Below are 23,465 nucleotides of genomic sequence, written 5' to 3'. Positions count from 1 at the left end.
TTCGTCGTACGGCGGTTGTCAGCGGGCCTGCCAGACCGGGGCGCGCTTCTCGGCGAAGGCCCGGGGGCCCTCCTGGGCGTCCGCGGAGTTCATCAGCCCCAGCAGCTCCTGCTCGTTGATCTCCCAGGCGCCCCGCTCGGTCTCGACCTGCCCGGCGCTGATACCGCGGGCGATGCGCTTGCTGGCCTGGACGGCGAGGGGAGCGTTGGCGCCGATGCGTTCGGCGAGGGCGATCGCCTCGGCGAGCACCCGGTCGGCGGGCACGACCCGGTTGACCAGGCCGTAGGACTTGGCCGTGGGCGCGTCCAGCGTGTCGCCGGTCAGCAGCAGCTCCGTGCCGATCTTGGTCGGCAGCTGGGCCGCGAGCCTGAAGGCACCGCCGGCGGCGGCGATGATGCCCCGCTTGACCTCCGGGAGCCCGAAGGACGCGTCCTCGGCCGCCACGACCAGGTCGCTGGCCAGCGCGATCTCCGTGCCGCCGCCGAGGGCGAAGCCACGCACGGCGGCGATGGTGGGCTTGCCGATGTGGTGGTTGACGTAGGCGGCGAAGCCCCACTCCTTGGTCTCCGGTGGCATGATGTCCTCGCCGCGCGCCACCGCCTTGAGGTCGGCGCCCGCGCAGAAAGCCTTGTCCCCGGCGCCGGTGATGACGACGGCCCGCACCTCCGGGTCCTGGTCGGCCTCCTCCAGCGCGGAGCCGATGCCCCGGGCGACGGCCGCGTTGACCGCGTTGCGGGCCTCGGGCCGGTTGAGGGTGATGACCATGACGTGGCCCTGGCGTTCGACCAGGACCGGCTGCGGGGCGGGGGTCACGGGGCGGGTCTCCTTGGGGACGTGGATTTCGAGGACCCCGCTGTCGATGAGCTTCTCGGTCTCCTCGTCGGACAGACCGAGGAGTTCGCGGCTCAGCTCGCGGGTGTGTTCGGCGGCCAGCGGCGCGGGGCGCAGGGGCGGGTCGGCGAGGTGGAGCGAGTGGGCGGGGCGGGCCTCGGTGGGCAGCGGCTCGTCGAGCGTCGGCTGCCGCAGTTCGGTGAAGAAGCCGCGCGCCGTCAGGTGCGGATCGGTCAGCAGGTCGACCACGCGCAGCATGGGCGCCGACGGAACGCCGGCCGCCTGGAGCAGCTCGGTGACCTTCTGCGGGGTGCGGGCCGAAGTCCAGGACGACAGGGCCTCGTCGATCAGGGCGCGGTGGGCGCGGCGCCCCTCCGCGTGGGACAACTCCGGTTCGACGGCGAGGTCCTCGCGTCCGACGACCGCGCACAGCCGCTGCCAGTCGGCGTCGTCACGCACACCGATCACGGCCCACTGGTCGTCTCCCGCGCAGGGATACACGCCGTCCGAGACCGCCCGCACGGAACCGGGGGCGACCCACTCGCCCGCCAGCTGCTCCGCCAGCGTGTCCAGGATGATCTCCGCCTGCGCGATGCTGACGGTGCCGCCCACACCGGTCCGAAGCCGCTGGATCAGCTGGGCCACGACGGTCGCCGCGCCGATCCGCCCGACCACGTGGTCCGGGTAGATGGTGATCGAGTCGCTGTGCCCGTCCGGGTCGCCAGGGTAGCGCCACAGGTCGCTCAGCCCGGTGGAGGCACGTACGAGGGGGCCGTAGCCAAGGCGGCGGCTCCACGGTCCGCTCGGCCCGAAGGCACTGCTGTCGGCGATCACCAGCCGCGGGTTGAGCGCCAGCAGGACGTCCGGGCTGAGCCCGAGGGAGTCGAGGGTGCCGGGCTTGAAGTTGGACAGGACGACGTCGGCGTCGGCGGCGAGCTTCTTGAAGAGGGCGACGCCCTCCGGGTCCCGCAGGTTCAGGCCCAGGCTGCGCTTGTTGCGGTGCCCCCAGGCGGTGGAGGCGGTGATCACCTCGCCGGTGAGGGACTGCCGTCCGCCGTCCGGGAAGGCGCGGTTCTCCACCTTGACCACGTCCGCGCCCTGGTCGGCGAGCATCCGGCCCAGCTCGGCCCCGGCGACGATGACGCCGAGGTCGAGGACGCGCAGACCGGCCAGGGGGCGGGTGCGTCCGGAGGCGGCGGGCGCCGCTTCCCGGGCGGTACGGGTCTCCGCGAACACCTCGTCGTTGTGCTCGCCCAGCAGCGGGGCCCGGCGGCGCGGAGCCATCCGTACCCCGTCGATCTCCAGGTACCCCGAGGGCAGCCGGGCCGTGAGGCCGGGGGCGAGTTCGGTGTCGGTGAGCGCGCCGCGCTCCAGGTAGTGCTCGGCGTGCACGGCCTCGCCGGGCGTCAGGATCGCGGCGATCGGGACCCCGTGCTCCTGGCCCTGGCGCACGAGGTCGTCGCGGGTGCGGTCGGCGAAGAGGGCGCCGATCAGGCCGTGGATCCGGTCGGCCTCCTTGAAGCGCAGGGCGATGTTGTCGTAGCGCGGGTCGGCGAACTCCTCCGGTTCCCCCAGCCAGGCCCGCATGCCGTGCCACTGCCGGGGATTGAGCACGCAGATCCGGACCAGGCCGTCGGCACACGGGAAGATCGGGTACAGATGTCCGGCGGACGGCCGACCGGGCGGCAGCTCGGCGGCACGCCTGCCGCCGGTGGCCGAGCCGCCCATGCCGAACCCGGGGTCGATCACCTGGGTGGTGGCCTCGTGCACGGAGAAGTCGATGTGGTCGCCGTAGCCGTTCTCCAGGCTGTTGTAGTGGGCGAACAGGGCGACCATGGCCGCCTGGACGTTGGCGGTCTCGGCGACGATCGACCCGGGCGGCGGCAGCGGCGGCCGTCCCGGCAGACCGGAGCGCGAGAGCACGCCGCTGAAAGCCGCGTGCACGGTGTCGGTGGCCGCGTATCCCGCGTACGGGCCGGTCAGCCCGAAGTCGGTCACGGTGACCAGCACGAGCCGGGGATTGCGGGCCGCCACGGCCTCGTACGCGAGCTCCGGCGCACCCGGCCGCTCGGACTCGATCCAGATGTCGGCCGTGTCCAGCAGAGCGAGCAGGTCACGCCGGCCGTCCTCGGTGTCCTGGTCGAGGGTGACGCCGCGCTTGCCCGCGTTGCGGACGGTGAAGTACAGGCTGGATCCTTCGTGCAGGGGGGCCCTGCGGCGGGCGTCCGCGCCGCCCGAAGGCTCGACCAGGATCACGTCGGCGCCCAGGGAGGCGAGGAAGCGGCCCGCCCCCTCGCCCCGCCCGTCGGTGGTGTCGATCACCCGCAACCCCTTCAAGGGGGCCGGTGCCGTACCGCCGGTTGCTGCTTCGCTCATCGTTCGCCTCCCGGACCGGGCCCACCGGCGCCGCGCACCGACGCGGGGCACGGCGGACCAGCCCGAGGCCGAGGCAAAGGGGGGTCACGCCCTGGGTACGGCGAGAGAGTGTCCGTACCGGCGCGCGTCGGAGTGGTCGCGACGACCGCGTGTCGGCCGTATGAACTCCGTATTTCCTGGATCCAGCCTCGCCTCGGGGGAAGGCATCTGTACATGTCCGTTTCGCTGACGCGCACGTGTCCGGAATGGCAACGTCGCAGGTGTGTGGAACCCGGGCCGGAACTGGTGATCTACTGGCCCCGTGGACATCCAGCAACTCCGCTATTTCCTCGCCGTCGCCGACGAGTTGCACTTCGGCAGGGCCGCGGAACGGCTGCATGTGACCGCCTCGCCGCTGAGCCGCCGTATCCGGGAACTGGAGCACGAACTCGGCCGCGACCTGTTCGTCCGCGAGCACCACCACGTGGAACTGACGTCCTTCGGAGCAGCCTTCCGCGCACGGGCGGACGGCGTGGTCCGCGACTTCGACGATCTGCGGACCTTCGCCCACGACCATGCGGGCGCCAGGCTCTGCCGCGCCGGAGCCGCCCCACTGGCCCCGCCGAGGGTCCTGGACACCGTGCTGTCGATCTACGGCGGGATCGCCCCCGACGTCGAACTGCCCGTCACCCTCGCCCCGTCGGCCGAACTGCTGGAGGAGCTGGTGGCGGGCCGTCTCGACCTGGCCGCCGTCCATCTCCCGGTCGGCACCGCGGATCTGGAGAGCCTGGTCATCTCCCGGGGCTCGCTCGGGGTGGCGATGACGGTCGACGACGAGTTCGCCGACCGTCCCTCCCTGACCCTGCGGGACCTGCGCCGACGGCAGGTGCTGGTGACCTCCCCGAAGGTGCATCCGTCGGTGGTGGCCGAGAACCGGGCGGCGCTGGTGGAGGCAGGGGTCACCCGTATCGTCGACCTCCCGCACAGCGACGCGGTGCAGGTCGCCGCCCATGTCATGCGCACCGGTGCGCTCGCCCTCACCGTCCTCGGCGACGACCTTCCCGCCATGCGCGTCTTCGGCCCGCCGACCTTCCGGGTCGTACCGCTCGACGAGCCCGGCATGGTCCTCCGGGCCGGCATCGCGTGGCGGCGGGGCGCCGAGGAGTTCGTCCCGGGTCTGCGGGAGGTGCTCGCCGAGCTGCGGGCGCGGTACGAGGACGCACCCATGGGCCTGTGAGGACCCGGCGGGACCTGTGGGGACCCGGCCGACGGGACCTTGTGAGGTCCTGGGCCGGGCCCGCCGCCCCTCAGCGGCCCACCCACAGGGGCTCGCGCTTCTGGGCGAAGGCGGTCATGCCCTCGATGGCGTCCTCGCTGACGAACATCTCGTCCAGCACGGCGCTCGGGTGCCGGGTCGCGGCCACGGTGTCGGCGATGCCCGCGGTCTCGGTCATGAGCCGCAGAGTGGACCGTACGGCGGCCGGGGACCCTTCGAGGATGCGTGCGGCCAGTGCCCGCGCGGTGTCGAGTGCCTTGCCGGGCTCGGTGACCTCGGTGACCAGGCCCCAGCGCAGCGCCTCCTGCGCGTCCATACGGCGGCCGGTGAGGAGCATCTCGGTCGCGACCCTCGGCGGCAGCGCCCGCGGCAGCCGGATCGCGCCGCCCTCGCCGGCCACCAGGCCCACCCTGACCTCGGTGAGCGCGAACTGCGCGGTCGCGTCGGCGACGATCAGATGGCAGGCGAGGGCGATCTCGAAGCCGCCGGCCATGGTGTAGCCGTTCACCGCGGCGATGACCGGCTTGGTCATGCCCTCGCGGTGGGTCAGGCCGCCGAACCCGTTCTTGGGCACCCACATCGGCTTGCCCGAGGAGGAGTAGCGCAGGTCGTTCCCGGCGCAGAAGGCCTGCTCCCCGGCGCCGGTGATGATCGCGACCCACAGGTCGGGGTCGGCGAAGAAGCAGTCGAAGGCGTGTTCCAGCTCGTCGTTGGCCATGGGGTGCAGGCAGTTGCGCACCTCGGGCCGGTTGATCGTCACTTCCAGGAGGTGACCGTCGCGGCGGACGGCGATGTGCTCGTAGGACTCGCGCAGGACGAGCGGGGGAGTGGGGAGGAGCTCCTCCATGCGCGCGGCCGTGGTGGTGACTCGATTGCCGTACCCGAAGGACCGCACGAAGACCCGTTCGCCGATGGGCTGTTCGGCTGCGAGCAGGCCGAGCGTCTCGGTGTCGCCGGGTTGGGTCATGGCCACGAAGCGGCGGCCGTCCCGCTCCAGCCGGCCGATGACGATGCCCGTGTCGCCGGAGCGGCCGTGTTTGACCGTGAACGTCTCGATGCTCGCCCAGCCGTCGGCGTGCCTGGCCTCAGCGGGGGCGGGCACCGCGTCGAGCGCGGCCTGCTTCTCGGTGTCGGCGGCGGGCTTCCACGGTGCCGGGGCCGTGGAGTAGACGCCGGCGGAGTACTTGCTGAGGAAGCCGCCGTTGGCGCCGACGAAGCCGAAAGAGCCGGGGGCGGTACGGGCCCGCTGGACCGTCTCGACGATGGCGTGCATCGAGTAGTTGTTGCCCGGGCCGCCGAAGAAGGGCAGCCCGCCGGTGAGGGTGAGACCGCGCGGGTCGTCGTCCCTGAGGCCGAGGCCCTCGATTACGGCGGACACGGCCACCGGGAAGCAGCTGTAGAAATCGAAAGTGGACACCTCGTCCACGCCCAGACCCGCCATGTCGAGCGCGCCGCGCGTCGCCGCGACCGCCGCGGGGGCCGAGCCGAAGTCGGCGCGGTCCATCAGGTCGCGTTCCCGCAGGTCGGCGTGGCCGTGCAGGAACACCCACCGGTCCTCGGGCACGCCGAGCCGCCGGGCTGCCGCTACGGACATGAGCAGCACGGCCGCTCCCTGGTTCACCTTGTCCCGGGCCACGAGGTAGCGGGTGTAGGGGTCGGCGATGCGGCGGTTGGCCTCGCTCGGCGTGACCAGTTCCTCGGCGGACCGCTCGACGGACGCACTCGCGTGCGGGTTGGCCGCGGCCACCTTGGTGAACGGCGCGAACAGCTGGCCGATCGAGGCCGCGTAGTCCTGGCGGGACTGCTTCAGCCGGGCCCGGCGCGCGTTCTCCAGCAGGGCGTACTGGGAGGGGGCGTCGGTCAGCCCGTGAGCGCTGCGGTGCATGCTCGCGAGGCCCTGCATACCGTAGCCCCGGTCTTCCAGCTGGCCGCCGACCCGCTCGGACCAATCCGGCCGCTCCTCTGCCTTGGCCAGCGCCTGCGCGGTGGAGATGGCCTCGGCGCCGAAGATCAGCGCGACCTCCGACTCGCCCGCCGCGATCGCGGCGGCCAGCTCGGTCACCAGGTGCTGCGGGCTGTGACCGCCGGCGATCTCCAGGACCGCCCGGCGCGGGTCCGCCCCCAGCCGGGCGGCTACCGAACGCGGGAAGTTGTCGGAGCGCCCGAGCGGCGCGGGCATTCCGGGCGCCGAGGTCTCGAACTGGCGCACCCCGGCGACCGTGTCGACGATGTCCGCGACCTCCGTCGCGGCGCCGCTGTCCGCGAGGGCCTCCTGCGCGGCGTCGGCGGCGAGCTGGACGGGCGAGCGCTTGCGGTAGCCGGGTTCACCCAGCCGTTCGGACACCTGGCCGATACCGACGAGCACGGGTGTGCGGGGGTCGAGTTCGTCGTACTGCATGTGCGTTTCTCACTTCTGTCGAGGCTTGGTGCGCGGTCGGAGCGGGGCGGGTCCGGGTGCGGGCGCCGGGCCATGGGCAGGTCCGCACGCCCGCGGTGACGGACTGGAGAGGTACGGCAGGGTGGGCCGACCGGGGATCTGCTCGCGCTCGGGGGAGTGGCTGCCCGGCGAGCGCGTCGGTGTTGTCCGGTGCCCGGCGGTGCGTCCGTCCCGGGTCAGCGCGTGGTGATGAGACGCAGCGAGGCCTCCCACAGCCGGTCGGCGCCCACCGTGTCGAGGGCGTAGGGTGCCACGGCGTTCATGAACTCAACGGGTTGCGTCTCCATCGACGGCGGCCGGTCGACCGGTACCGCCTCGGCGCAGTCGGCGAAGTAACGGCCGCTGACCCCCTCCAGCAGAGGGGAGGCGGCCGCCAGGACGGAGGTGGCCGCGCCCTGCTCCGTCGACTTGATCAGTCCCTTGACGTTGCCGAACATCTTGCCCTCGGTCGGCGACGGCGGCTTGTGCCGGTAGAGGTTGCTCATGGCGGTGCCCGGCGTGACGGCGTTGACGGAGATTCCGTCATGGGCCCAGCGGTCGGCGGCGCCGACGGCGAAGAGGATGTTGGCGGTCTTCGACTGGCCGTACCCCAGCCAGGGGCCGTACTGCCGGAAGGTGAAGTGGAGGTCGTCGAGGACGACCGGCGACCACATGTGCATGCTCGAACTGACCGAGACGACCCGGGCGCCGCCGGCGGCCGCCAGTGCCCTGTGCAGGCCCACCGCGAGGGCGAACGGGCCGAGGTGGTTGACGGCGAACTGCTTCTCCCAGCCGTCCGGCGTCAGCTCCAGCCGCGGCAGTGCCATGACGCCCGCGTTGTTGACGAGGATGTGCAGGGGTCCGTCCCAGGCGGCGGTGAAGGCGGCCACCGACTCCCGGTCGGCCAGCTCCAGAGCCGCGACGCTGATCTCCTTGTTGCCCGTGGTGGCGGTGATGTCGTCCGCGGCCACCTGTCCGGCGGCCGGGTCACGGACCGCGAGGGTGACCTCCGCGCCGACGCCCGCCAGGGCCCGCGCGGTCTCGACGCCGAGTCCGGAGGACGCTCCGGTCACGATGGCCCGCTGCCCGGTCAGATCGATCCCGGCGGCGACCTCGGCGGCGGTGGAATGGAACCCGAAGGGTGTGCTGATGAGTGTCATGCCTGCAACGGTCGGCGACCGTCCCAGGGATACCCAGTGCCCTGCCTACCCTAGGAGTGACGGGACCAGGCTCGGCGACCGCACGACCCGTGCCACCCCTGCACGTTGCCGGTGAGGACACGTGAGTGTCAGCGAAGCGGACATGTGCACGGGCCCCTCATGCACGCCGGACGTCCGGGGCGGTGCGTTCGGCGGGAGAAGCGGAAGAAGGCGTCGCAGCGGTGTTCGGGGTGGAGGCGAGGGAGGCGAGGAGGGCGAGGCGTTCCGCGGTGGGGGTGCCCGGGTCGGCGTGGTAGATGACGAGGGTCTGCCGGTCGGCGTCGGTGATCAGCAGCTTCTCGTGGCGCAGCTGGAGGGGGCCGACCTGGGGGTGTTCGAAGGTGAAGGTGCCGCTGCGCTTGGGCCGCACCTCGTGGCGTGACCACAGCTTGCGGAAGTCCTCGCTGCGCACCGACAGCTCGCCGACGAGTTCGTTCAGGGCGGGGTCGTCGACGTCGGGGCCGACGAGGGCGCGCAGGGCCGCGACCAGACCCTCGGCGTTCACGTCCCAGCCCCCGTGCGCGGCGGCGGAGACGGGAGCGAGGAAGAGGGAGCGGACCATGTTGGTGCCCGGCGTGAGGATGGGGGTGAGGGCCTGGGCGAGCGGGTTGGCCGCGAGCACGTCCATCATGCGGCCGAGGACGTAGGCGGGGGCGTGCGGCCAGGTGTCGATGAACTGCCGGATGCCGTCGGGAGCGCGCTCGGGGCGCCGCGGTGTCGGCCGTCGGCGACCGCGCTCGGGGTGGGCGAGCCGGTGCAGATGGGCCGTGGCGTCCTCGTCGAGGTGGAGGGCGCGGGCGAGGGCGTCGAGGACCTGCACGGAGGGGTTGCGGTCGCGGCCCTGTTCCAGGCGGAGGTAGTAGTCGGCGCTGATGCCGGCGAGCAGCGCCATCTCCTCCCGGCGCAGACCGGGCACTCGGCGTCGCCCGGACGCGGGCAGGCCGACGTCCTCGGGGCCCAGTTGCTCGCGGCGGGCTCGCAGGTACTCGCCGAGGGGGTTTTCGTTGACCATGTCTCCCACGGTACGGCCCCCGGTCGCCGCGAGCCTGGTCCTGTCACCCCCAGGATGAGCGGGGTACTGGGTAACCCGGCGGCGGTCGAAGACGGTGGAGGCCGTCGCGGACCGCGGCCCCTCCCAGGTTGCCGTCGTCCGCTCCCGGAGCCCCCGGTTCCGCGTGCGGCGGGCCGGATCCCGTGATCCTCCTTCGCCGTGGCAGCCGACGAATCAAGGAGCTGGTTCCCCTGTCCGCACTTCCTTCCACCCCCACCCCTGAACATGTCGACCGTGCGGAGCTCGACCGGCTCGTGGCGGTGCAGCGGGCGGCTTTCCGGCTGGAGGGCCCGCCCACCGCGCAGACGCGGCGCGACCGGATCGACCGACTCGTACTCGCTGTACTCGATGCCGCGGACGAGCTCACCACCGCGCTGACCGAGGACTTCGGCCGACGCCCGGCAGCCCTGTCCAAGGCGGGGGAGGTCCTCGGCCTGGTCCCGGAGTCCCAGGTCCTGCGCGAGGGTCTGGAGGAGTGGATGAAACCGGTCCCCGTCGACGGCCCCGTCCCCGCGTTCGTGCAGCAGCAGCCGCTCGGTGTCGTCGGCGTCGTCACCGCGTGGAACCTGCCCGTGGGTCTCGCCGTTCGCCCGGCGCTGGACGCGCTGGCCGCCGGGAACCGCGTGATCATCAAGTTCACCGACGTGCACGTCCGCACCGGCGAGATCTTCGCCCGGGCCGTGGCCCGGTATCTCGGCGAGGACGAGGTCGCCGTGGTGTGCGGGGACCTGAAGACGGCGCAGGAGTTCTCGCATCTCCCGCTGAACCACATCCTGTTCACCGGCTCCCCCCAGGTGGGCAGGTCGGTGGCCGCGGCCGCCGCCGCGAACCTCGTCCCCGTCACCTTGGAGCTGGGCGGGAAGAACCCTGCCGTCGTTGCCCGGGACGCCGACCTGGACCTGGCCGCCCGGCGCATCGCGGGCAGCCGGATGAGCAACGGCGGCCAGGTCTGCCTCTGCCCCGACTACGTCTTCGTGCCCCGGCAGCACGTGGACGGCTTCACCGACCGCCTGCGCACCGCACTGGCCGGCCTCTTCCCCACCTACACGGACCACCCGGCCGCGGTCTCCCTGGTCGACGACCGCAACTTCGACCGGGTCCTGGACCTCATCCAGGACGCCGAGAAGCACGGTGCCAGGAGGATCACCGCCGTCGCGGAGGAACCGTCCCGCGAGGACCGCCTCATCCCGCCTGCCTTGCTCCTCGACGTGCCCGAGGAGGCGGAGATCTCCCGGGAGGAAATCTTCGGTCCGGTCCTGGTGATCCACCCGTACGACGACCCCGCCGAGCCCGTCGCGTACATCGCCGACCGCCCGGCCCCGCTCGCCGCCTACTGGTACGGCGAGGACGGCGACGACTTCCGCCACTTCCTGCGACACACCACCTCCGGTGGCGTCACCCGTAACGACGGCCTCCTCCACGCCTCCCTCAGCAACGCCCCCTTTGGCGGGATCGGCGGCTCCGGCCACGGCGCCTACGGCGGCAGGACCGGCTTCGACACGTTCACCCACCGGCGCACCGTGGCTGCCCAGACCGGCCCGCACGGCGTGACGGAGGGACTGGTCGGTACCCCCGCGCTCGCCCCGGAGACGACGGCGGGGCTCGACCAGGCCATCGCCGCGGCGGCCATGGAGATCCGGACCCGACTCGGCCTGTGAGCGGTGGGGGAACACGGCGGCCCCGCACCCGCTCGACCAGAGCGCCCCCGAGGGCTCAACCCGTCACCAGGACGTCGACCGCGTGCTGGGTGTCGAGGTACTCGCGGACTTGGCGGATCTTGCCGTCGTGCAGTTGGAAGACATAGATGATCCGCTGGTCGTAGACCTTGCCGGCGGCGGAGACCCCGTGGCTCTCGGCCTCCACCACGACCCGGTCGTCCTGCGTCGTGGTGGAGGTGACCTTGAGGTCCACCCCGTTCGGCATGGCCTGTCCGACCGTGCCCAGGAGTCGCAGCAGCCCGTCCTTGTCGTAATCGCCCGCGAGGGGGAAACGGTCGGGCTTGCCCGCCACCCACCAGACCGCCTCCTCGTCCAGCAGCGCGAACGCCGCCTCGGCGTCCCCTGCGTTGAAACTCTCGAAAAAGCTCAGCACCAGGCCGGTGTTGTCGCTCTTGGTCATGACAAATTCTCCTTGCTTGATATCGGCATGGGTGATCGTCGGGGGGGGGCTTCGGCCCCCGAAGGGCTATGGCATCAAGGTCAGTTCGTCCCACAGCGAGCCGGGCACGTGGTACACGGAGCGGTCGCGGATGCGGTCGATGTGCGCGTGCACGTCGTCGGCGGTGGGAACCGGGTCGGTCGGCGGCACGTACCAGCCGTCCACCACGCCGGTGAAGACGCGGGCATAGCGGCCACGGGCGACGGAGAAGGCCTCCTGGGAGTACGGGTTCGTCTCGCTCGCCAGATAGGTGACCATCGCGGTGATCACCTCCGGTGCGTGGTGCGCGGGGGTGGTGGGCGCGTCGGCCATGGAGTCGGCGCTCATGCCCTCGGCCATCCGGCTCGCCGCCGTCGGCAGGATGGTGTTGGCCTTGATGCCGTAAGGCGCGCCCTCCAGGGCCACGACGTTCGCCAGGCCGAGGAGCGCGGTCTTGGCGGCCGCGTAGTTGGCCTGCTCCTTGTTGCCGAAGACGCCCGCACCGGAGGAGGTGAAGACGATACGGCCGTATCGCTTGTCCCGCATGACGGCGAAGGCGGGCTGGGTGACGTAGAAGGCGCCCCTGACGTGGACGGCCAGCAGCGCGTCGATGGCCTCCGGGGTGAGGCTGGTGAACGGTGCGTTGCGGATGTTCCCGGCGTTGTTGACGAGGATGTCGAGGGTGCCGAAGGCGTCCAACGCCGTTCGGACGATCGCCGCGCCGCCCTCGGGAGTGGCGACGGAGTCGTAGCAGGCGACGGCGGTACCGCCGGCCTCCTCGATCTCCTTGACGACCTGGTCGGCCATGCTCGTGCCACTGCCTGTGCCGGTGATGTCGCCGCCGAGGTCGTTGACGACGACCTTGGCGCCGCGCGCGGCCAGGTCCAGGGCATGGCTACGCCCCAGTCCGCCGCCCGCTCCGGTGACGACGGCGACGCGGCCCTCGAATGTGATTCCGGACATGACGATGTCTCACTTCCTTGCGTCTGAGGTGGACTTCTCGGCGCCGTCGGAGCCGACCGGTGAGGCGGCCGCGACAGGCCCTGCCGGGTGGGGGTCGGCGGGGCTCCGGCGCCGGGGCACGAAGGCGGCCAGGCCCAGGGAGAGGACGGCTGCCGCGCAGGCGATGGCCATGAGAGCCTTGAAGCTGTTCTCGGACGGCAGTACGGCACCGCCGTACGAGACGCTCATCTGGGCGAAGACCACCCCCGCGATCGCGCTGGACAGCGAGTTCCCGATGTACCGCATGAGGGTGTTGAGGCTGTTGGCGGCGGCCGTCTCGGACGGCGGAACCGCGCCCATGATGAGGGAGGGGATGGCGCCGTAGGCGAGGCCGATGCCCGCGCCGACGATGCAGGAGACCAGGATCAGGTGCCAGATCTCCGACATCAGCACGATGTTCAGCGCGAAGCCGCCGGCGACGACGGCGGCACCGAGCATCAGTGTCACTCTGGGGCCCCTGGTCCGGGACAGGGCCGCCGAGGCGCCGGCGACCGCCATCACCACCAGACCCTGGGGCATCATCACCAGACCGACGGTGACCAGGGACCTGCCCATGCCGTAGCCGGTCGTCTCGGGCAGTTGCATCAGCTGGGGGACGACCAGCTGCATCATGAACATGGAGAAGACGAACGTCACCGTCGCGAGGTTGGTGAAGAGGACCTGCCGGCGGGCGGTGACGGGGAGGTCCACCAGGGGCTGCGCGGTGCGCAGTTCGTAGCGGCCCCACAGCGGCAGGATCACGACGACCGCGGCGAACAGGCCCAGCGTCGTGCCACTGGTCCATCCCCACGCCGCGCCCTTGGACACCGCCACGAGCAGGCAGACCAGGGCCGCCGTGAGCCCCAGCGCACCGACCAGGTCGAAGCGGCCACCGCTGCGCGTCTCGGACTCCGGGACGAACAGGACGACGAGCACGATGACGATCGCGCTGAGCGCGGCCGAGATCCAGAAGAGGGTGTGCCAGGAGGCGTTCTGCGCGATCAGCGCGGCCGCGGGCAGCCCGAGAGCGCCGCCGACCCCGAGGGAAGCGCTCATCAGGGCGGTGGCGGAGCCCAGGCGTTCAGCCGGCAGCTCGTCGCGCATGATGCTGATGCCGAGCGGGATCACACCCGCCGCGGCGCCTTGCAGCGCCCGGCCGACGATCACCGGGGCCAGCGAGTCGCCGAGGGCGGCCACGATCGAACCGGCGAGCATCACGATCAGGCTGACGAGCATCATGCGGCGCTTGCCGTACATGTCGCCGAGCCGCCCCGTCATGGGGGTGACGACGGCGCCGGCCAGCAGGGTGGCGGTGACGGCCCAACTGGCGTTGGACGACGACGTGTTCAGCAGCCCTGGCAACTCGGGCACCAGCGGGAGGACCAGGGTCTGCATCACCGCGACCACGACACCGGCGAGGGCCAGGACCGCCACGACGACGTTCGGTTGCGGTGTGGAGGTGCCGCGGGCTGGGAGGGAAGGTGTGTGGGACACGGTGAGGTTTCCAGTCTGATCGTGCGCTGCCCTGGCGGGCGGCGTGGTGCGGGGTGGAGTGCCGGTACGGCGCCCCGAGGGGCCGGGGCGCCGCGCCGTACCGGACCGTTCGGGCCTCAGGCGGCCCGCACGCCGTCCACGGCCAGCCGCAGGGCCGAGGGGCCCCGCAGGTCGGCCGGTACGCGGTACGGCGGAGGATCTTGCAGCAGCCGGGGGTTGACCAGGCGCCGGGTCAGCTCCCGTACCGCGATCTGGCCCTCCAGCCGGCCGAGCGCGGCGCCGAAGCAGTAGTGGATGCCGCCGGCGAAGCTGAGGTGGGCGTTGTCCGTGCGGGTGATGTCGAAGGTGTCCGGGTCGGTGAAGCGCCGGGGATCGCGGTTGGCCGCGGCGAGGTTGAGGATGATGGAGGAGCCCCTGGGAATGACCTGGTCCCCGACACGGATGTCGTCGACGGCGATGCGCGGCCGCATGTGCACGGAGGGTTCCAGGCGCAGGGTCTCCTCGACGGCGCCGGCCGCCAGGGCGGGGTCGGCCCGGAGGCGGGCCAGCTGGTCGGGGTGACGCAGCAGCAGGAGCAGGGAGTTGGCGATGAGGTTGACGGTCGTCTCGTGGCCGCCGACGAAGAGCATGTTCACGGTGCCCAGCAGCTCCGGCATGGTCATCCGGCCGCCGGGGCCGTCGTCGTGGATCATCCTGGACACCATGTCGTCGCCCGGGTTCGCACGGAGCCGCTCGATGTGCGCCGCGAAGTAGGCGCTCAGTTCCTCCTGTGCGTGCGTCCTGGCCGCCGTGACCTCCGGGTCGTGCGGGTCGACCTGGAACTCCGCGCCGCGCACCGCCTCCTCGGCGTGGCCCCCGAGGGCCAGGGCGTCCTGGAAGGGGATGCCCAGCAGGTGGCAGACGACCAGGACGGGGACCGGATAGGCGACCTCGGCCACCAGGTCGAACTCGGTGTGTCCGGTGAGCCGGTCGACATGGCGGCGCACCAGGTCCTCCACCATGGGGCGCAACGCCTCGACGCCGTCGGCGAGTTCGGGCGGGCCGAAGTGCCGCATCGCCTGCCCGCGCAGCCGGTCGTGTCCGGGGTTGTCCCGGACCAGGAAGACGGGAGACTGGCCTGCGGGCTGGGTCTGGGCGCCGCCGCGGCTGTCCGCGTCGGCCTTGCTCCGGTCGACGGAGACACGGGGGTCGCGCAGGAGCGCGGTGATCTCGTCGTATCCGCTGACGACGTGGGTCCCGTCGTCCTGCACGCTGACGACCTCCTCGCGCAGGTCGGCGTAGAGGTCCCAGGGGTGGGGGCGGCTGTCCGGGTGGAGGATTCGCTTGAGCAGAGTGGATGCCATGAGGCTGCGACTCGCTTTCGCCGTGGGGGGAGTGGGGGTCATCGGCCGGTGGGCCGGACCACGGGGGAGGTGTTCTCGTCGCTGGTGACGAATTCGGGCGGGAACGGCGCCCCTTCGCGGACGAGGGCGGTGTAGTGGTGCAGATAGCGGCCGTTGTCGACGGTGACCGCGCCGACGGTGCGCTCTGCGAGGCCGTACAGGACGCTGAAGGAGCCTTGGCCCGGGGTGCCCTGGACGACGGCGATCCGGTCGGCGGCGCCGGGGAAGCCGACTCCCTTGATGTTCACGCCGAACTGGGTGGACCAGAAGGACGGCAACTCGGTGTGGGGAGACGGGACTTCGCCGGAGGGGCGGGTGATGTCGTGCGCGACGGTGCGTGCCTGGGTGACCGCGTTGCCCCAGTGCTCGACCGACAGCCGCCGGCCGGGGAAGAGGGGGTGCGGCAGGCCGGCGACGTCCCCGGCCGCGTACACGTCCGGGAGCGGGCACCCCTCCAGGTCGAGCACGCGGCACCGGTCGTCGCAGTGCACCCCGTTCCGGTCCACGCGCGCCGCGGAGCCTTCCAGCCATTCGACGTTGCGTACGGCGCCCAGCGCGACGACCGCGAGATCGGCGTCGACGGTCTCGCCGTCACTGAGCCGGACCTGCCGGAGCGCTCCGTCGTCGCCCGCCACGAACTCGTCGACGGTGGTGGACAGGCGCAGGTCCACGCCCGCGCTCCTGGCCAGGTCGGCCATGACGCCGCCGACGGTCGTGCCCAACGGCCCTTGCAGGGGTGCCTGCTGCGCTTCGACGAGCGTCACCGGGATACCGAGGTCACACAGGCCGGAGGCCAGTTCGCCGCCCAGGAAGCCGGCGCCGACGACCACCACGCGGCGCGGTTGCCGGGCCAGGCGCCGCTGGAGGTCCTCGGCGTCGTCGCGGGTGCGGACGGCCAGCACACCGTCGGGGGTCGTGCCGGGGTACGGCCGGGCGCGGGTGCCCGTCGCGATCACCACGGTGTCGTAGCCGACGGCCGCGCCGTCCGCGAGCCGGACCAGGCGCCGGTCCGTGTCCAGCCCGACGGCCGCCGTGCCCAGCAGGAAGCGCGCGTCCAGGGTGCGGGTGACCGGCAGTTCGAGGCGATCGGGCGGGAGCTTCTCGCTCACGCACGCCTTGGTCAGCGGCGGGCGGTCGTACGGTCGGTGCGGCTCGTCCCCGATGACCGTCAGCGGGCCGGAGAAGCCGCGCTCGCGCAGCGCCTCGGCCGTCTTGAGACCGGCGAGCGAAGCGCCGACGACGACCACGTGCCGGTCCGCGCGGGAGGTGGTCCCGGCCGGCTCGTCCTGGACGCCGACGGTGATGGCCTGCACCGGGCAGGCCAGGGCGGCCCGGTGCACGGCGTCGCGCATCTCGTCGGGCGGGTTCGGCAGGTAGGTCAGCGCCTCCAGGCCGTGCAGGGTGAACGCCGAGGGAGCGGCGAAGACGCACTGCCCGTAGCCCTCGCAGCGGTTCAGGTCGACGCTGATCCTCACCACGAACCGCCGTTCCGGCAGGGGGCCAGCACCGGCAGCAGCACGTGATCCACGAGCGACCGCACGAACATGGCGTCGACCTGGGAGTCGGCGACCAGTACCTGATGGATCAGCGCGCCCCGGGCGAGGTCGGCGACCAGGACGGGATCCGCACCCGCACTGATCTCACCGCGTTCGCGGGCCCAGCCGAGGACGGTCTCCGCCATGCGGGCGTGTTGCAGGCGGCACAGTTCCTTGGCCATCCGTCCGACCTCGTCGCCGCCGGACGCGGCGACCAGCAGTCCGGAGATGTACTGGGGCGTGCGCTGCTGTTCCGGGAGCGCGGACGGCAGCAGATTGCGCAGCAGGTCCTCGCGCAGCGACCCGGAAGAGGCCTGGGGAACGTGTTCGTCCACGGCTCGGCACACCGCCCTGCGCAGGGCGGCCGCCATGAGCTGCTCCTTGTTCGCCCAGCGCCGGTAGACCGTCTTCGTGCTGGCCCTGGCCCGACGGCACACCTCGGTCAGGCTCAGCCGCTCGTACCCGACTTCGGACAGTAGTTCGAGTGCGGCGTCCAGCAGTGCGGACTCCCGTTGCGTGTCCAACGGGCGCCCCGGAGGCCTCGCCTCGACCGGCGCGCTCATGGGTGTCACCTCCGGATTGCGAAACGACACGATGTCTTTTCCTAACTGGTCGGAAATGTGCGCGGGGGGCAACTTGCCTTCGCGGTGCGGCGGTTCTGGCAGTTGGCGGAGTGCTCCAGGGGGGATGGGCCGCCGCTGCCGGCCGCTCCGACTCCGCGGCGAGCTCGCTCTGGGGCCCCGCACGGGTCCCTCTGTCGGCGACCCCGCTATATTCGGAACGACCGCCCCGCTTACGATACGGAACGGTCGCCCCGCTTGCAAGAGGCGGAACGATCGCTCCGATTCGGCGGAGCGGGAGATCATGTCCTGATGGAAGTCGTCAGTTCCGAGAAGGGAGGGATGCGGACGTGTCCGCCAACCTGGAGAGCGTGAAGCCGCTGCGTGCCGATGCGAGGCGAAACCGGGCCAGAGTTCTCGACACCGCGCACGAGGTGTTCGCCGCGGAGGGCTTCGGGGTGCCCATCGACGAGATCGCCCGGCGGGCCGGCGTGGGCGCGGGGACCGTGTACCGCCACTTCCCGACCAAGGAAGCCCTGTTCGAGGCGGTCGTGCTGGACCGCCTGGACCGCCTCGTCGCCTCGGCCCCTGATCTTGCGGCGGCCCATGAACCCGGAGAGGCCTTCTTCGCGTTCCTCTGGGCGAGCGTCGACGAGGGAGCGGGGGACAAGGGGCTCGCCGAGGCCATGGCCGGGGCCGGGTACGACATCGCGGTCCTCGCTCCCGAGGCCGAGCAGCGGTTCCGGAACGCGTTCGGCGACCTGCTCACCCGCGCCCAGGCCGCCGGCGCGGTGCGTGCGGGCCTCACGGTCGACGACGTGAAGGCGCTGCTGGTGGGCTGTATGGCCATGCAGCGCTACCGCAGTGGGGAGGCGGGCGGCCTCGGCCTGCTCAGGGAGGTCGTCCAGGACGGCCTGCGGGGCGGCCGGAACTGAACCAGTGCTCCGGCGCCGGCGACGCCCTGCGGAAGGCCTCGGGACGGTGGCCGCAAGGGCGTCGACCCTGCCCGGGCGGCGCGGCGACTCGGTGCACTGGCCCAGCACCGTGGGCCCGCCCGCCGCCGGCGGCCTGGGACGTGATCGCCTCCTGGGTGCGTTGCAACTGCGAGGCGGCAGGGGAGCCGACGCCGGGTATCGGCGAATGACGGCGACGCCGCGGACGCGCGGGCCAGGCCCGGCGGCGCCGGGATGATCCAATCGGCAGGGCCTGGCTCGCGTCGCGGCGGGGCGCCCGGCGGGGCGCCCGATTGGCCGGGTCAGACGGCCGCCCAGCCGTTGTCGACGGGGAGGATCGCGCCGTTGATGTTGCCGGCCGCGTCCGAGGCCAGGAAGACGATCGCCGCCGCCTGCTCCTCGGGCTCGGAAAGCCGGCCCACGTTGCCGAAGTACGGGCCGAGCGCGGCCGGCCCGTGCGCACCGTCCTCCAGGTCCACCTGGATCCCGGTCTTGGTACCGCCCGGGGCGATGGCGTTGGCCCGGATGCCCTTGTCGCGGTACATCACCGCGAGGCTCTTGGTCAGGCCGACGATGCCGTGCTTCGAGGCCGTGTAGGCGGCGCCCGCCGCGCTGCCGCGCAGGCCGGCCTCGGAGGCGGTGTTGACGATGGCGCCCCGGCCGGCCGCGAGCATGTGCGGCAGTACCGCGCGGGTGAGCAGAAAGGGCGCGGTGAGGTTGACCCGTATGACGCGCTCCCACTCCGCGTCGCTGACGTCCGCCAGTGCCGACATGCGGTCCATGATCCCGGCGTTGTTGACCAGTACGTCCACCCCGCCGAACCGCTCCACGGCGGTCGCGGCCACCTGGTCGACCACGGACTGCTCGCTGAGGTCGCCGGTGACGGCGACGGCCGTGCCGCCCGCCGCCTCGATCTCCTTGACCACCGCGCCCGCGCTCTCGGCGTTCAGGTCGGCGATCAGGACCCGGGCGCCCTCCTTGGCGAAGGCCAGGGCGGTGGCCCGCCCGATGCCCGATCCCGCGCCGGTGACGACGACGCCGCGCCCGTCGAGTCCGCTGTCCATGTGGTGCTCCGATCCGGTGGTTCGTGGGCGCGCCGCGCCCGGTTACGGGCACACCATACGACTTAATGTCGGCAGGTGACATAAAGTGTTGACCGGAATTTTCCGTCAGCGCGCCGCCTCGGGGAGAATCCCGGTGCAGCATCCGATGGCACCGGAGGGACAGATGACCGCAGGGGGACGCATGGGACGCCCGCCCCTGACCGAGGAGCGCAAGGCCGAGATCAGACTGGAGATCGCCCGCGCCGCGGTGGACCTGTTCGTCACCCAGGGGGTGACCGCGACCACCGGCGAGCAGATCGGTCAGGCGGTCGGTGTCACGGCGCGCACGGTGTGGCGCTACTTCCCGAGCAAGGAAGCCTGCGTACGCCCGCTGTTCGCGGCCGGTATCGAAGCCGTCACCGAGGGGCTGCGGGCATGGCGGCCCGGCCGGCCGCTGGAGGAGGCCTTCGAGCACACCCTGCCGGCGGACAGCCGGCTGGTGCGCAGCCCGGACCGCGCCACCATGGGCGCCCTGATCCGGCTGACCCGTGACGAACCGGGCCTGCGCGCGGAGTGGCTGCAGTCCTACGACGAGGCCGAACCGGCGTTCGCCCGCGCCCTCGCCGAACGCTCCGGGCTCCCCGCCGACGACCTGCGGCCCACCATCCAGGCGGCCATGTTCAACGCGGCCCTGCGTGCGGCCGCCGAGCACCACGTCTGGCGCGTCGCCGACGAGACCACGGACCCCGCCACGGCGGAGGCCGAGCTCACGGCGACCATGCTCGCGGCCCTCACGGTGGTGGCGGAGGGTCTTGCCTAGGGCCATCCTCTCGGACCTCTTGGCAGGCCGGACGGGAAGCGGCTCCCTGACGGCGCGGGCGTCGTGAGCGCCCGAGGAAATCGAGAAGAAATATGTCGGACCGATCTCTTGCGCGTGCCGCGGAGCGGCCCTTACGGTCCATGGAAATCGTTTACTGCGTTCGGCTGAGACTGTTCGGATGAACCGCTCCACGCCGCGGCCGAGAGACTCGCGTTCTCGGGGGCGGCGTGGCCGATGTCCTCCCCGGCCGCACGCTCTGCCCTGCCGCCTTCCCACACCGTTCTCCCAGGCCGGTCTGCTGTTCGTCGTGCCCGCGTTCGGCGTGGCACTCGCCGAGAGGGGCTCACATCAGCCATGTCCAGCGAACTGGATCGCCGCACGGTCCTGCAGTGCGTCACTGTGGCGGGCGCCGCCGTGGCCGGTATCGGCTGGTGGGGTGCCGAGCCGGCCGCCGCGTCCTCGAACGGTCCGAAACCGGCGGACTGCGGGCCTCTCGACGTCGTGGTCTTCGGCGACGCCCACTCGGAGGACGCGCACGGCCTCGTCGCCACGCTCTCCGACGTGGTCACGGGCGGGCTGGGGCAGACCGCCCGCGTCCTCAATCCCAGCGACCCGGCCTCCTACTGGGGCGGCACCCTCAGTTTCGACGTCGCCGTCGCGAACGGGGGCACGACCTATGTGACCGTCCGGCTCTGGGGCGACGAGTACGACCCGACCTCGACGAAGGCGGGCGGCGGCACCGCCATGTGGCGCCTCCAGCTGTTCTGCGAAGGCCTCCAGGTCGGCCACGAGGACGAGGGGGCCGTGGACTGCCTGGACATCCTGGACACCTCACCCCGCGCCCCGGGCCGGTTCTTCTTCCATACGCTGCCCCTGCCGGAGAAGCTGACCGAGGGCAAGAAGAAGGTCAGGCTGGAGATCCGGTCGATGGGCCGCATCTGGTCCTACGGCCAGACACAGGCCAAGTTGTACTACGACATGACCACCGCCTCTCGGGGCATCTACCGGCTCCACACGCACACCTCGCCGTACTTCGTCACTGCGGACGGCGAAGCACAGGGTCCGGCCCCGGTCGCCGTCCCCCGTACCTCGCCCGGTGCCGAGGTCATGGACGCGGTGAAGTCCCGGGTCCGAAGCGACCAGACCAAACTCCTGAACCACAACAATCCGTGGAGCTTGGACGCCTGGGCGTTCCAGAGCCTGGCCGAGGGCTATCTGTGGTCCGGCAGCCCCGCCTACCAGCAGGACGCGGCTCTGGGCGGGGTGCTCCAGGCCATCGACGGCCGCTACCTGGCCTGGCAGAGCGATGACACCGTGCTGACCGGCTCGGACCAGCAGTGGCAGGGTTTCGGCAGAGTGGGCCTGGTCCTGGCCCTGCTGTGGGAGCACCTCGGCGACAGCCTGGACGAGACGGTGACAGGCTCCCCGTACGAACTGGTCAACCCCGGCTTCGAATACGGCAACACCACCCCGACCGGCTGGAAGTCCAACACCTGGTCCGGCAGCGGAACCTGCACGCGTGACACCACGGTCTCACTGAGCGGATCGGCCTCCGCGCGCATCACCGTCCCGAGCGCCGGCACCGTGGGCCTCATCCCCACGCGCCGCCTCGCGGTGGGCCAGGGCGTCTACACCTACAGCGCCCGGATCAGGACGTCAGGAGTCGGCGTCAAGAGCGCCTACATCGACATCTTCTTCTACGACTCCTCCGGCACCCGCATCGGAAGCGACAACAAGGCGTGGGCGACTTCCGGCACCCACGACTGGGAACAGGTCGGCATCACGCTGACCACCCCCGCCACCGCGGCCTACGCGGAGTTCCAGATCCGTCTGTCGAACGCGGGCACCGCCTGGTTCGACGACCTGACCTTCACCGCGCCCGACGGCGTCACCGTCCCCGTGATGCCCACCCGCCGCGAGGCGTACACGGAGATGCTGTCGGCGAGCCTCGACTACTGGCGCCGGCACTTCCCGCACTACAGCAACCAGGTCATGATCTGCGCGATCGGTCTCTACCAGGCCAACCGTGGTCTGCGTCTGCTCGGATCGGAGGCGGCGCTGTCCGAAACGAAGGCACTGACCTACGTGTACCAAGCGGTGGGCCTGTCTCCGTGGCTGGGCCGCGAGGACGCCGAGGGCAACCCCTCCAGGATCCTGGGCGAGAACTACCACGTCGTCACCAAGGCCGGCCTCACCCGGGAACTGGGGTACGTGGGCAGCTACGGAGAGGTCCTCGACTGGCTGGTGATGCTCTACGAGTCGATCACGCGCGGCCACGACCCGCAGGACCCGCCGACCGAGCTGAGGGCCCAGATCATCAAGATCATGAAGGCCCGGGGGAAGTTCCGGATCGTCGACGTCGACGCCGACGGGTGCAGGATCGCCAAGACCGAGAGCGTCATCGGCTGGCGGAACGAGGTCTACCCCGGTGAGACCGCCTACGCCTCGCGCACCGCCTGGGACTCCCACCCGGTGATGGCGGCCGCCGTCTTCGCCGACCCCGACATCGTCGGCTGGACGCAGGAGATGATCGGCGACGGCCAGTTCTACCGGCAGCTCGACCTGCAGGTCGACAACACCACCGCCCGCGTCGGCCTCAACGCCCTGCGGCTGGTGTCCCGCGACTGGGACGCCTTCCAGGCCCTGGCCGCCCGTCCGGCCACCCTCCCCACCGACTGGGACGCCGACGACTTCGTCTTCACCGACGAGGAGAACGGCGTCGTCGCCCTCAAACACGGAAGGGAACTCCTCTTCGTCTCCCTGTACTTCCGCTCCCGCCAGGCCGTCAACAACTACGCCCGCGTCCACCACCTCACGCCCACGGACCAGCGCTCCGGCACGATCCGTCAGCACTCCGCGGGCCTCACCGGCGACACCTACACCGTCCCGGACTGGATTCTGTGGGACTACGCCATCAACGACCCCAGTGCCACCCTCCCCGCCGGCGGCTTCCCACCGCCCGGCGACCCCCTGCACCAGGCGCTCGCCGGTGATGTCCACCGGCTCGCCCCCATCCCCCCGGACGTCGAGGACCCCGCTCTCGGCAGTACCGCCTACGGCGTCGAGAAACTCCTCGTCGGCCGCGCACCGCTCTACTGCTGCGAGTACGGCGACTACCTGATCGCGATGAACACCAGCACCGACAAGGTGTTCACCCTCCCCGCCCGCCAGGACTTCGGGGAGGCCCGCGACCTGGTCGGCGGCAAGACCGTGGGTGCGGGCCGGTGCCTCAGGGTCGGCCCGCTGAGCACCCTGGTCCTGCACCGCGGGAACGGCTCGTCCGGCTGACGGGACCCCGGCCCCCGTGACAGTCCGGCGGGCATCGGGTGAGGGTCGTACCGCGCCACCTTCCGGGTCTGGCGCAGTCTCCCGGCCGGCGCCGCTGCAACCTCCCGGCTGCCCGGCCACTTCCGGCCGCGTGGTGAGCCCTTCC

General features: G+C 71.9%; 16 protein-coding genes. 5 read left to right on the top strand and 11 right to left on the bottom strand.

The features are described 5' to 3' along the window. Positions 1-18 precede the first annotated feature (18 nt). Positions 19-3,207, bottom strand: a complete 3,189-nt coding sequence (locus IEZ11_RS27205; protein ID WP_189265520.1) for a crotonase/enoyl-CoA hydratase family protein — start codon at positions 3,205-3,207, stop codon at positions 19-21. A gap of 301 nt (positions 3,208-3,508) precedes the next feature. Between IEZ11_RS27205 and IEZ11_RS27200 the strand changes: the two genes are divergently transcribed. After that, entirely contained in the window at positions 3,509-4,423 is a 915-nt protein-coding gene (locus IEZ11_RS27200) for a LysR family transcriptional regulator (RefSeq protein ID WP_189265519.1), read from the top strand. 70 nt (positions 4,424-4,493) lie between these two features. Here IEZ11_RS27200 and IEZ11_RS27195 read toward each other — a convergent pair whose 3' ends face one another. The 3 genes from IEZ11_RS27195 to IEZ11_RS27185 all read right to left on the bottom strand — a co-directional run bounded on the left by IEZ11_RS27195 (position 4,494) and on the right by IEZ11_RS27185 (position 9,089). Next, on the bottom strand, positions 4,494-6,860 hold the full coding sequence (locus tag IEZ11_RS27195; protein ID WP_189265518.1) for an acetyl-CoA acetyltransferase: 2,367 nt from the start codon (positions 6,858-6,860) through the stop codon (positions 4,494-4,496). Between the two features lie 215 nt (positions 6,861-7,075). Beyond that, positions 7,076-8,038, bottom strand: coding sequence for an SDR family NAD(P)-dependent oxidoreductase (locus tag IEZ11_RS27190; RefSeq protein ID WP_189265517.1), 963 nt, complete (start codon positions 8,036-8,038; stop codon positions 7,076-7,078). Positions 8,039-8,195: 157 nt separating this feature from the next. After that, positions 8,196-9,089: a helix-turn-helix transcriptional regulator gene (locus IEZ11_RS27185; protein ID WP_189265516.1), complete on the bottom strand. Its 894-nt coding sequence runs from the start codon at positions 9,087-9,089 to the stop codon at positions 8,196-8,198. A gap of 182 nt (positions 9,090-9,271) precedes the next feature. Here IEZ11_RS27185 and IEZ11_RS27180 point away from each other — a divergent pair, with 182 nt between their 5' ends. Further along, entirely contained in the window at positions 9,272-10,786 is a 1,515-nt protein-coding gene (locus IEZ11_RS27180) for an aldehyde dehydrogenase family protein (RefSeq protein WP_268239929.1), read from the top strand. A gap of 55 nt (positions 10,787-10,841) precedes the next feature. Here the strand turns inward: IEZ11_RS27180 and IEZ11_RS27175 are convergent, their stop codons facing one another. From IEZ11_RS27175 to IEZ11_RS27150, 6 genes are all read right to left on the bottom strand, one after another. Continuing rightward, a complete protein-coding gene (locus IEZ11_RS27175; RefSeq protein WP_189265514.1) occupies positions 10,842-11,246 on the bottom strand; it encodes a nuclear transport factor 2 family protein in 405 nt (134 codons plus the stop codon). A 66-nt stretch (positions 11,247-11,312) separates the two neighbouring features. Continuing rightward, on the bottom strand, positions 11,313-12,227 hold the full coding sequence (locus IEZ11_RS27170; protein WP_189265513.1) for an SDR family NAD(P)-dependent oxidoreductase: 915 nt from the start codon (positions 12,225-12,227) through the stop codon (positions 11,313-11,315). A 9-nt stretch (positions 12,228-12,236) separates the two neighbouring features. Next, positions 12,237-13,739 carry an MFS transporter gene (locus IEZ11_RS27165; protein ID WP_189265512.1) on the bottom strand — a complete coding sequence of 501 codons (1,503 nt, stop codon included), beginning with the start codon at positions 13,737-13,739 and terminating at the stop codon, positions 12,237-12,239. Positions 13,740-13,855: 116 nt separating this feature from the next. Further along, positions 13,856-15,082: a cytochrome P450 gene (locus tag IEZ11_RS27160; protein WP_189265511.1), complete on the bottom strand. Its 1,227-nt coding sequence runs from the start codon at positions 15,080-15,082 to the stop codon at positions 13,856-13,858. Positions 15,083-15,120: 38 nt separating this feature from the next. After that, the gene (locus tag IEZ11_RS27155) at positions 15,121-16,599 is read right to left on the bottom strand and encodes an FAD-dependent oxidoreductase (protein WP_189265510.1); all 1,479 of its coding nucleotides are present in this window, start codon (positions 16,597-16,599) and stop codon (positions 15,121-15,123) included. Next, on the bottom strand, positions 16,593-17,219 hold the full coding sequence (locus tag IEZ11_RS27150) for a TetR/AcrR family transcriptional regulator (protein WP_189265509.1): 627 nt from the start codon (positions 17,217-17,219) through the stop codon (positions 16,593-16,595). Before IEZ11_RS27150 ends, IEZ11_RS27155 begins: the two co-directional genes overlap by 7 nt. 347 nt (positions 17,220-17,566) lie before the next feature. On the opposite strand from IEZ11_RS27150, the gene IEZ11_RS27145 reads away from it, so the two are divergent. Beyond that, positions 17,567-18,151 carry a TetR/AcrR family transcriptional regulator gene (locus IEZ11_RS27145; protein ID WP_229713390.1) on the top strand — a complete coding sequence of 195 codons (585 nt, stop codon included), beginning with the start codon at positions 17,567-17,569 and terminating at the stop codon, positions 18,149-18,151. 320 nt (positions 18,152-18,471) lie between these two features. Here IEZ11_RS27145 and IEZ11_RS27140 read toward each other — a convergent pair whose 3' ends face one another. Next, complete coding sequence (locus tag IEZ11_RS27140) at positions 18,472-19,233, bottom strand: SDR family NAD(P)-dependent oxidoreductase (RefSeq protein WP_189265508.1); 762 nt, start codon at positions 19,231-19,233, stop codon at positions 18,472-18,474. 163 nt (positions 19,234-19,396) lie between these two features. Between IEZ11_RS27140 and IEZ11_RS27135 the strand changes: the two genes are divergently transcribed. Then, positions 19,397-20,032 carry a TetR/AcrR family transcriptional regulator gene (locus tag IEZ11_RS27135; protein WP_189265507.1) on the top strand — a complete coding sequence of 212 codons (636 nt, stop codon included), beginning with the start codon at positions 19,397-19,399 and terminating at the stop codon, positions 20,030-20,032. A 354-nt stretch (positions 20,033-20,386) separates the two neighbouring features. Further along, the gene (locus IEZ11_RS27130) at positions 20,387-23,320 is read left to right on the top strand and encodes a carbohydrate binding domain-containing protein (RefSeq protein ID WP_189265506.1); all 2,934 of its coding nucleotides are present in this window, start codon (positions 20,387-20,389) and stop codon (positions 23,318-23,320) included. The last annotated feature ends 145 nt before the right edge of the window (positions 23,321-23,465 follow it).

Source organism: Streptomyces fuscichromogenes (genome assembly GCF_014645815.1).
Lineage (GTDB): Bacteria > Actinomycetota > Actinomycetes > Streptomycetales > Streptomycetaceae > Streptomyces > Streptomyces fuscichromogenes.
The sequence above is the reverse complement of the archived record's forward strand: the minus strand, read 5'-3'. Positions and strand labels throughout refer to the sequence as shown.

Coding starts and splice junctions, on each gene's coding strand:
- IEZ11_RS27170 (WP_189265513.1), bottom strand. CDS start 12,227: ATGTCCGGAATCACATTCGAGGGCCGCGTCGCCGTCGTCACCGGAGCG.
- IEZ11_RS27195 (WP_189265518.1), bottom strand. CDS start 6,860: ATGCAGTACGACGAACTCGACCCCCGCACACCCGTGCTCGTCGGTATC.
- IEZ11_RS27175 (WP_189265514.1), bottom strand. CDS start 11,246: ATGACCAAGAGCGACAACACCGGCCTGGTGCTGAGCTTTTTCGAGAGT.
- IEZ11_RS27130 (WP_189265506.1), top strand. CDS start 20,387: ATGTCCAGCGAACTGGATCGCCGCACGGTCCTGCAGTGCGTCACTGTG.
- IEZ11_RS27185 (WP_189265516.1), bottom strand. CDS start 9,089: ATGGTCAACGAAAACCCCCTCGGCGAGTACCTGCGAGCCCGCCGCGAG.
- IEZ11_RS27190 (WP_189265517.1), bottom strand. CDS start 8,038: ATGACACTCATCAGCACACCCTTCGGGTTCCATTCCACCGCCGCCGAG.
- IEZ11_RS27160 (WP_189265511.1), bottom strand. CDS start 15,082: ATGGCATCCACTCTGCTCAAGCGAATCCTCCACCCGGACAGCCGCCCC.
- IEZ11_RS27140 (WP_189265508.1), bottom strand. CDS start 19,233: ATGGACAGCGGACTCGACGGGCGCGGCGTCGTCGTCACCGGCGCGGGA.
- IEZ11_RS27205 (WP_189265520.1), bottom strand. CDS start 3,207: ATGAGCGAAGCAGCAACCGGCGGTACGGCACCGGCCCCCTTGAAGGGG.
- IEZ11_RS27135 (WP_189265507.1), top strand. CDS start 19,397: ATGACCGCAGGGGGACGCATGGGACGCCCGCCCCTGACCGAGGAGCGC.
- IEZ11_RS27150 (WP_189265509.1), bottom strand. CDS start 17,219: ATGAGCGCGCCGGTCGAGGCGAGGCCTCCGGGGCGCCCGTTGGACACG.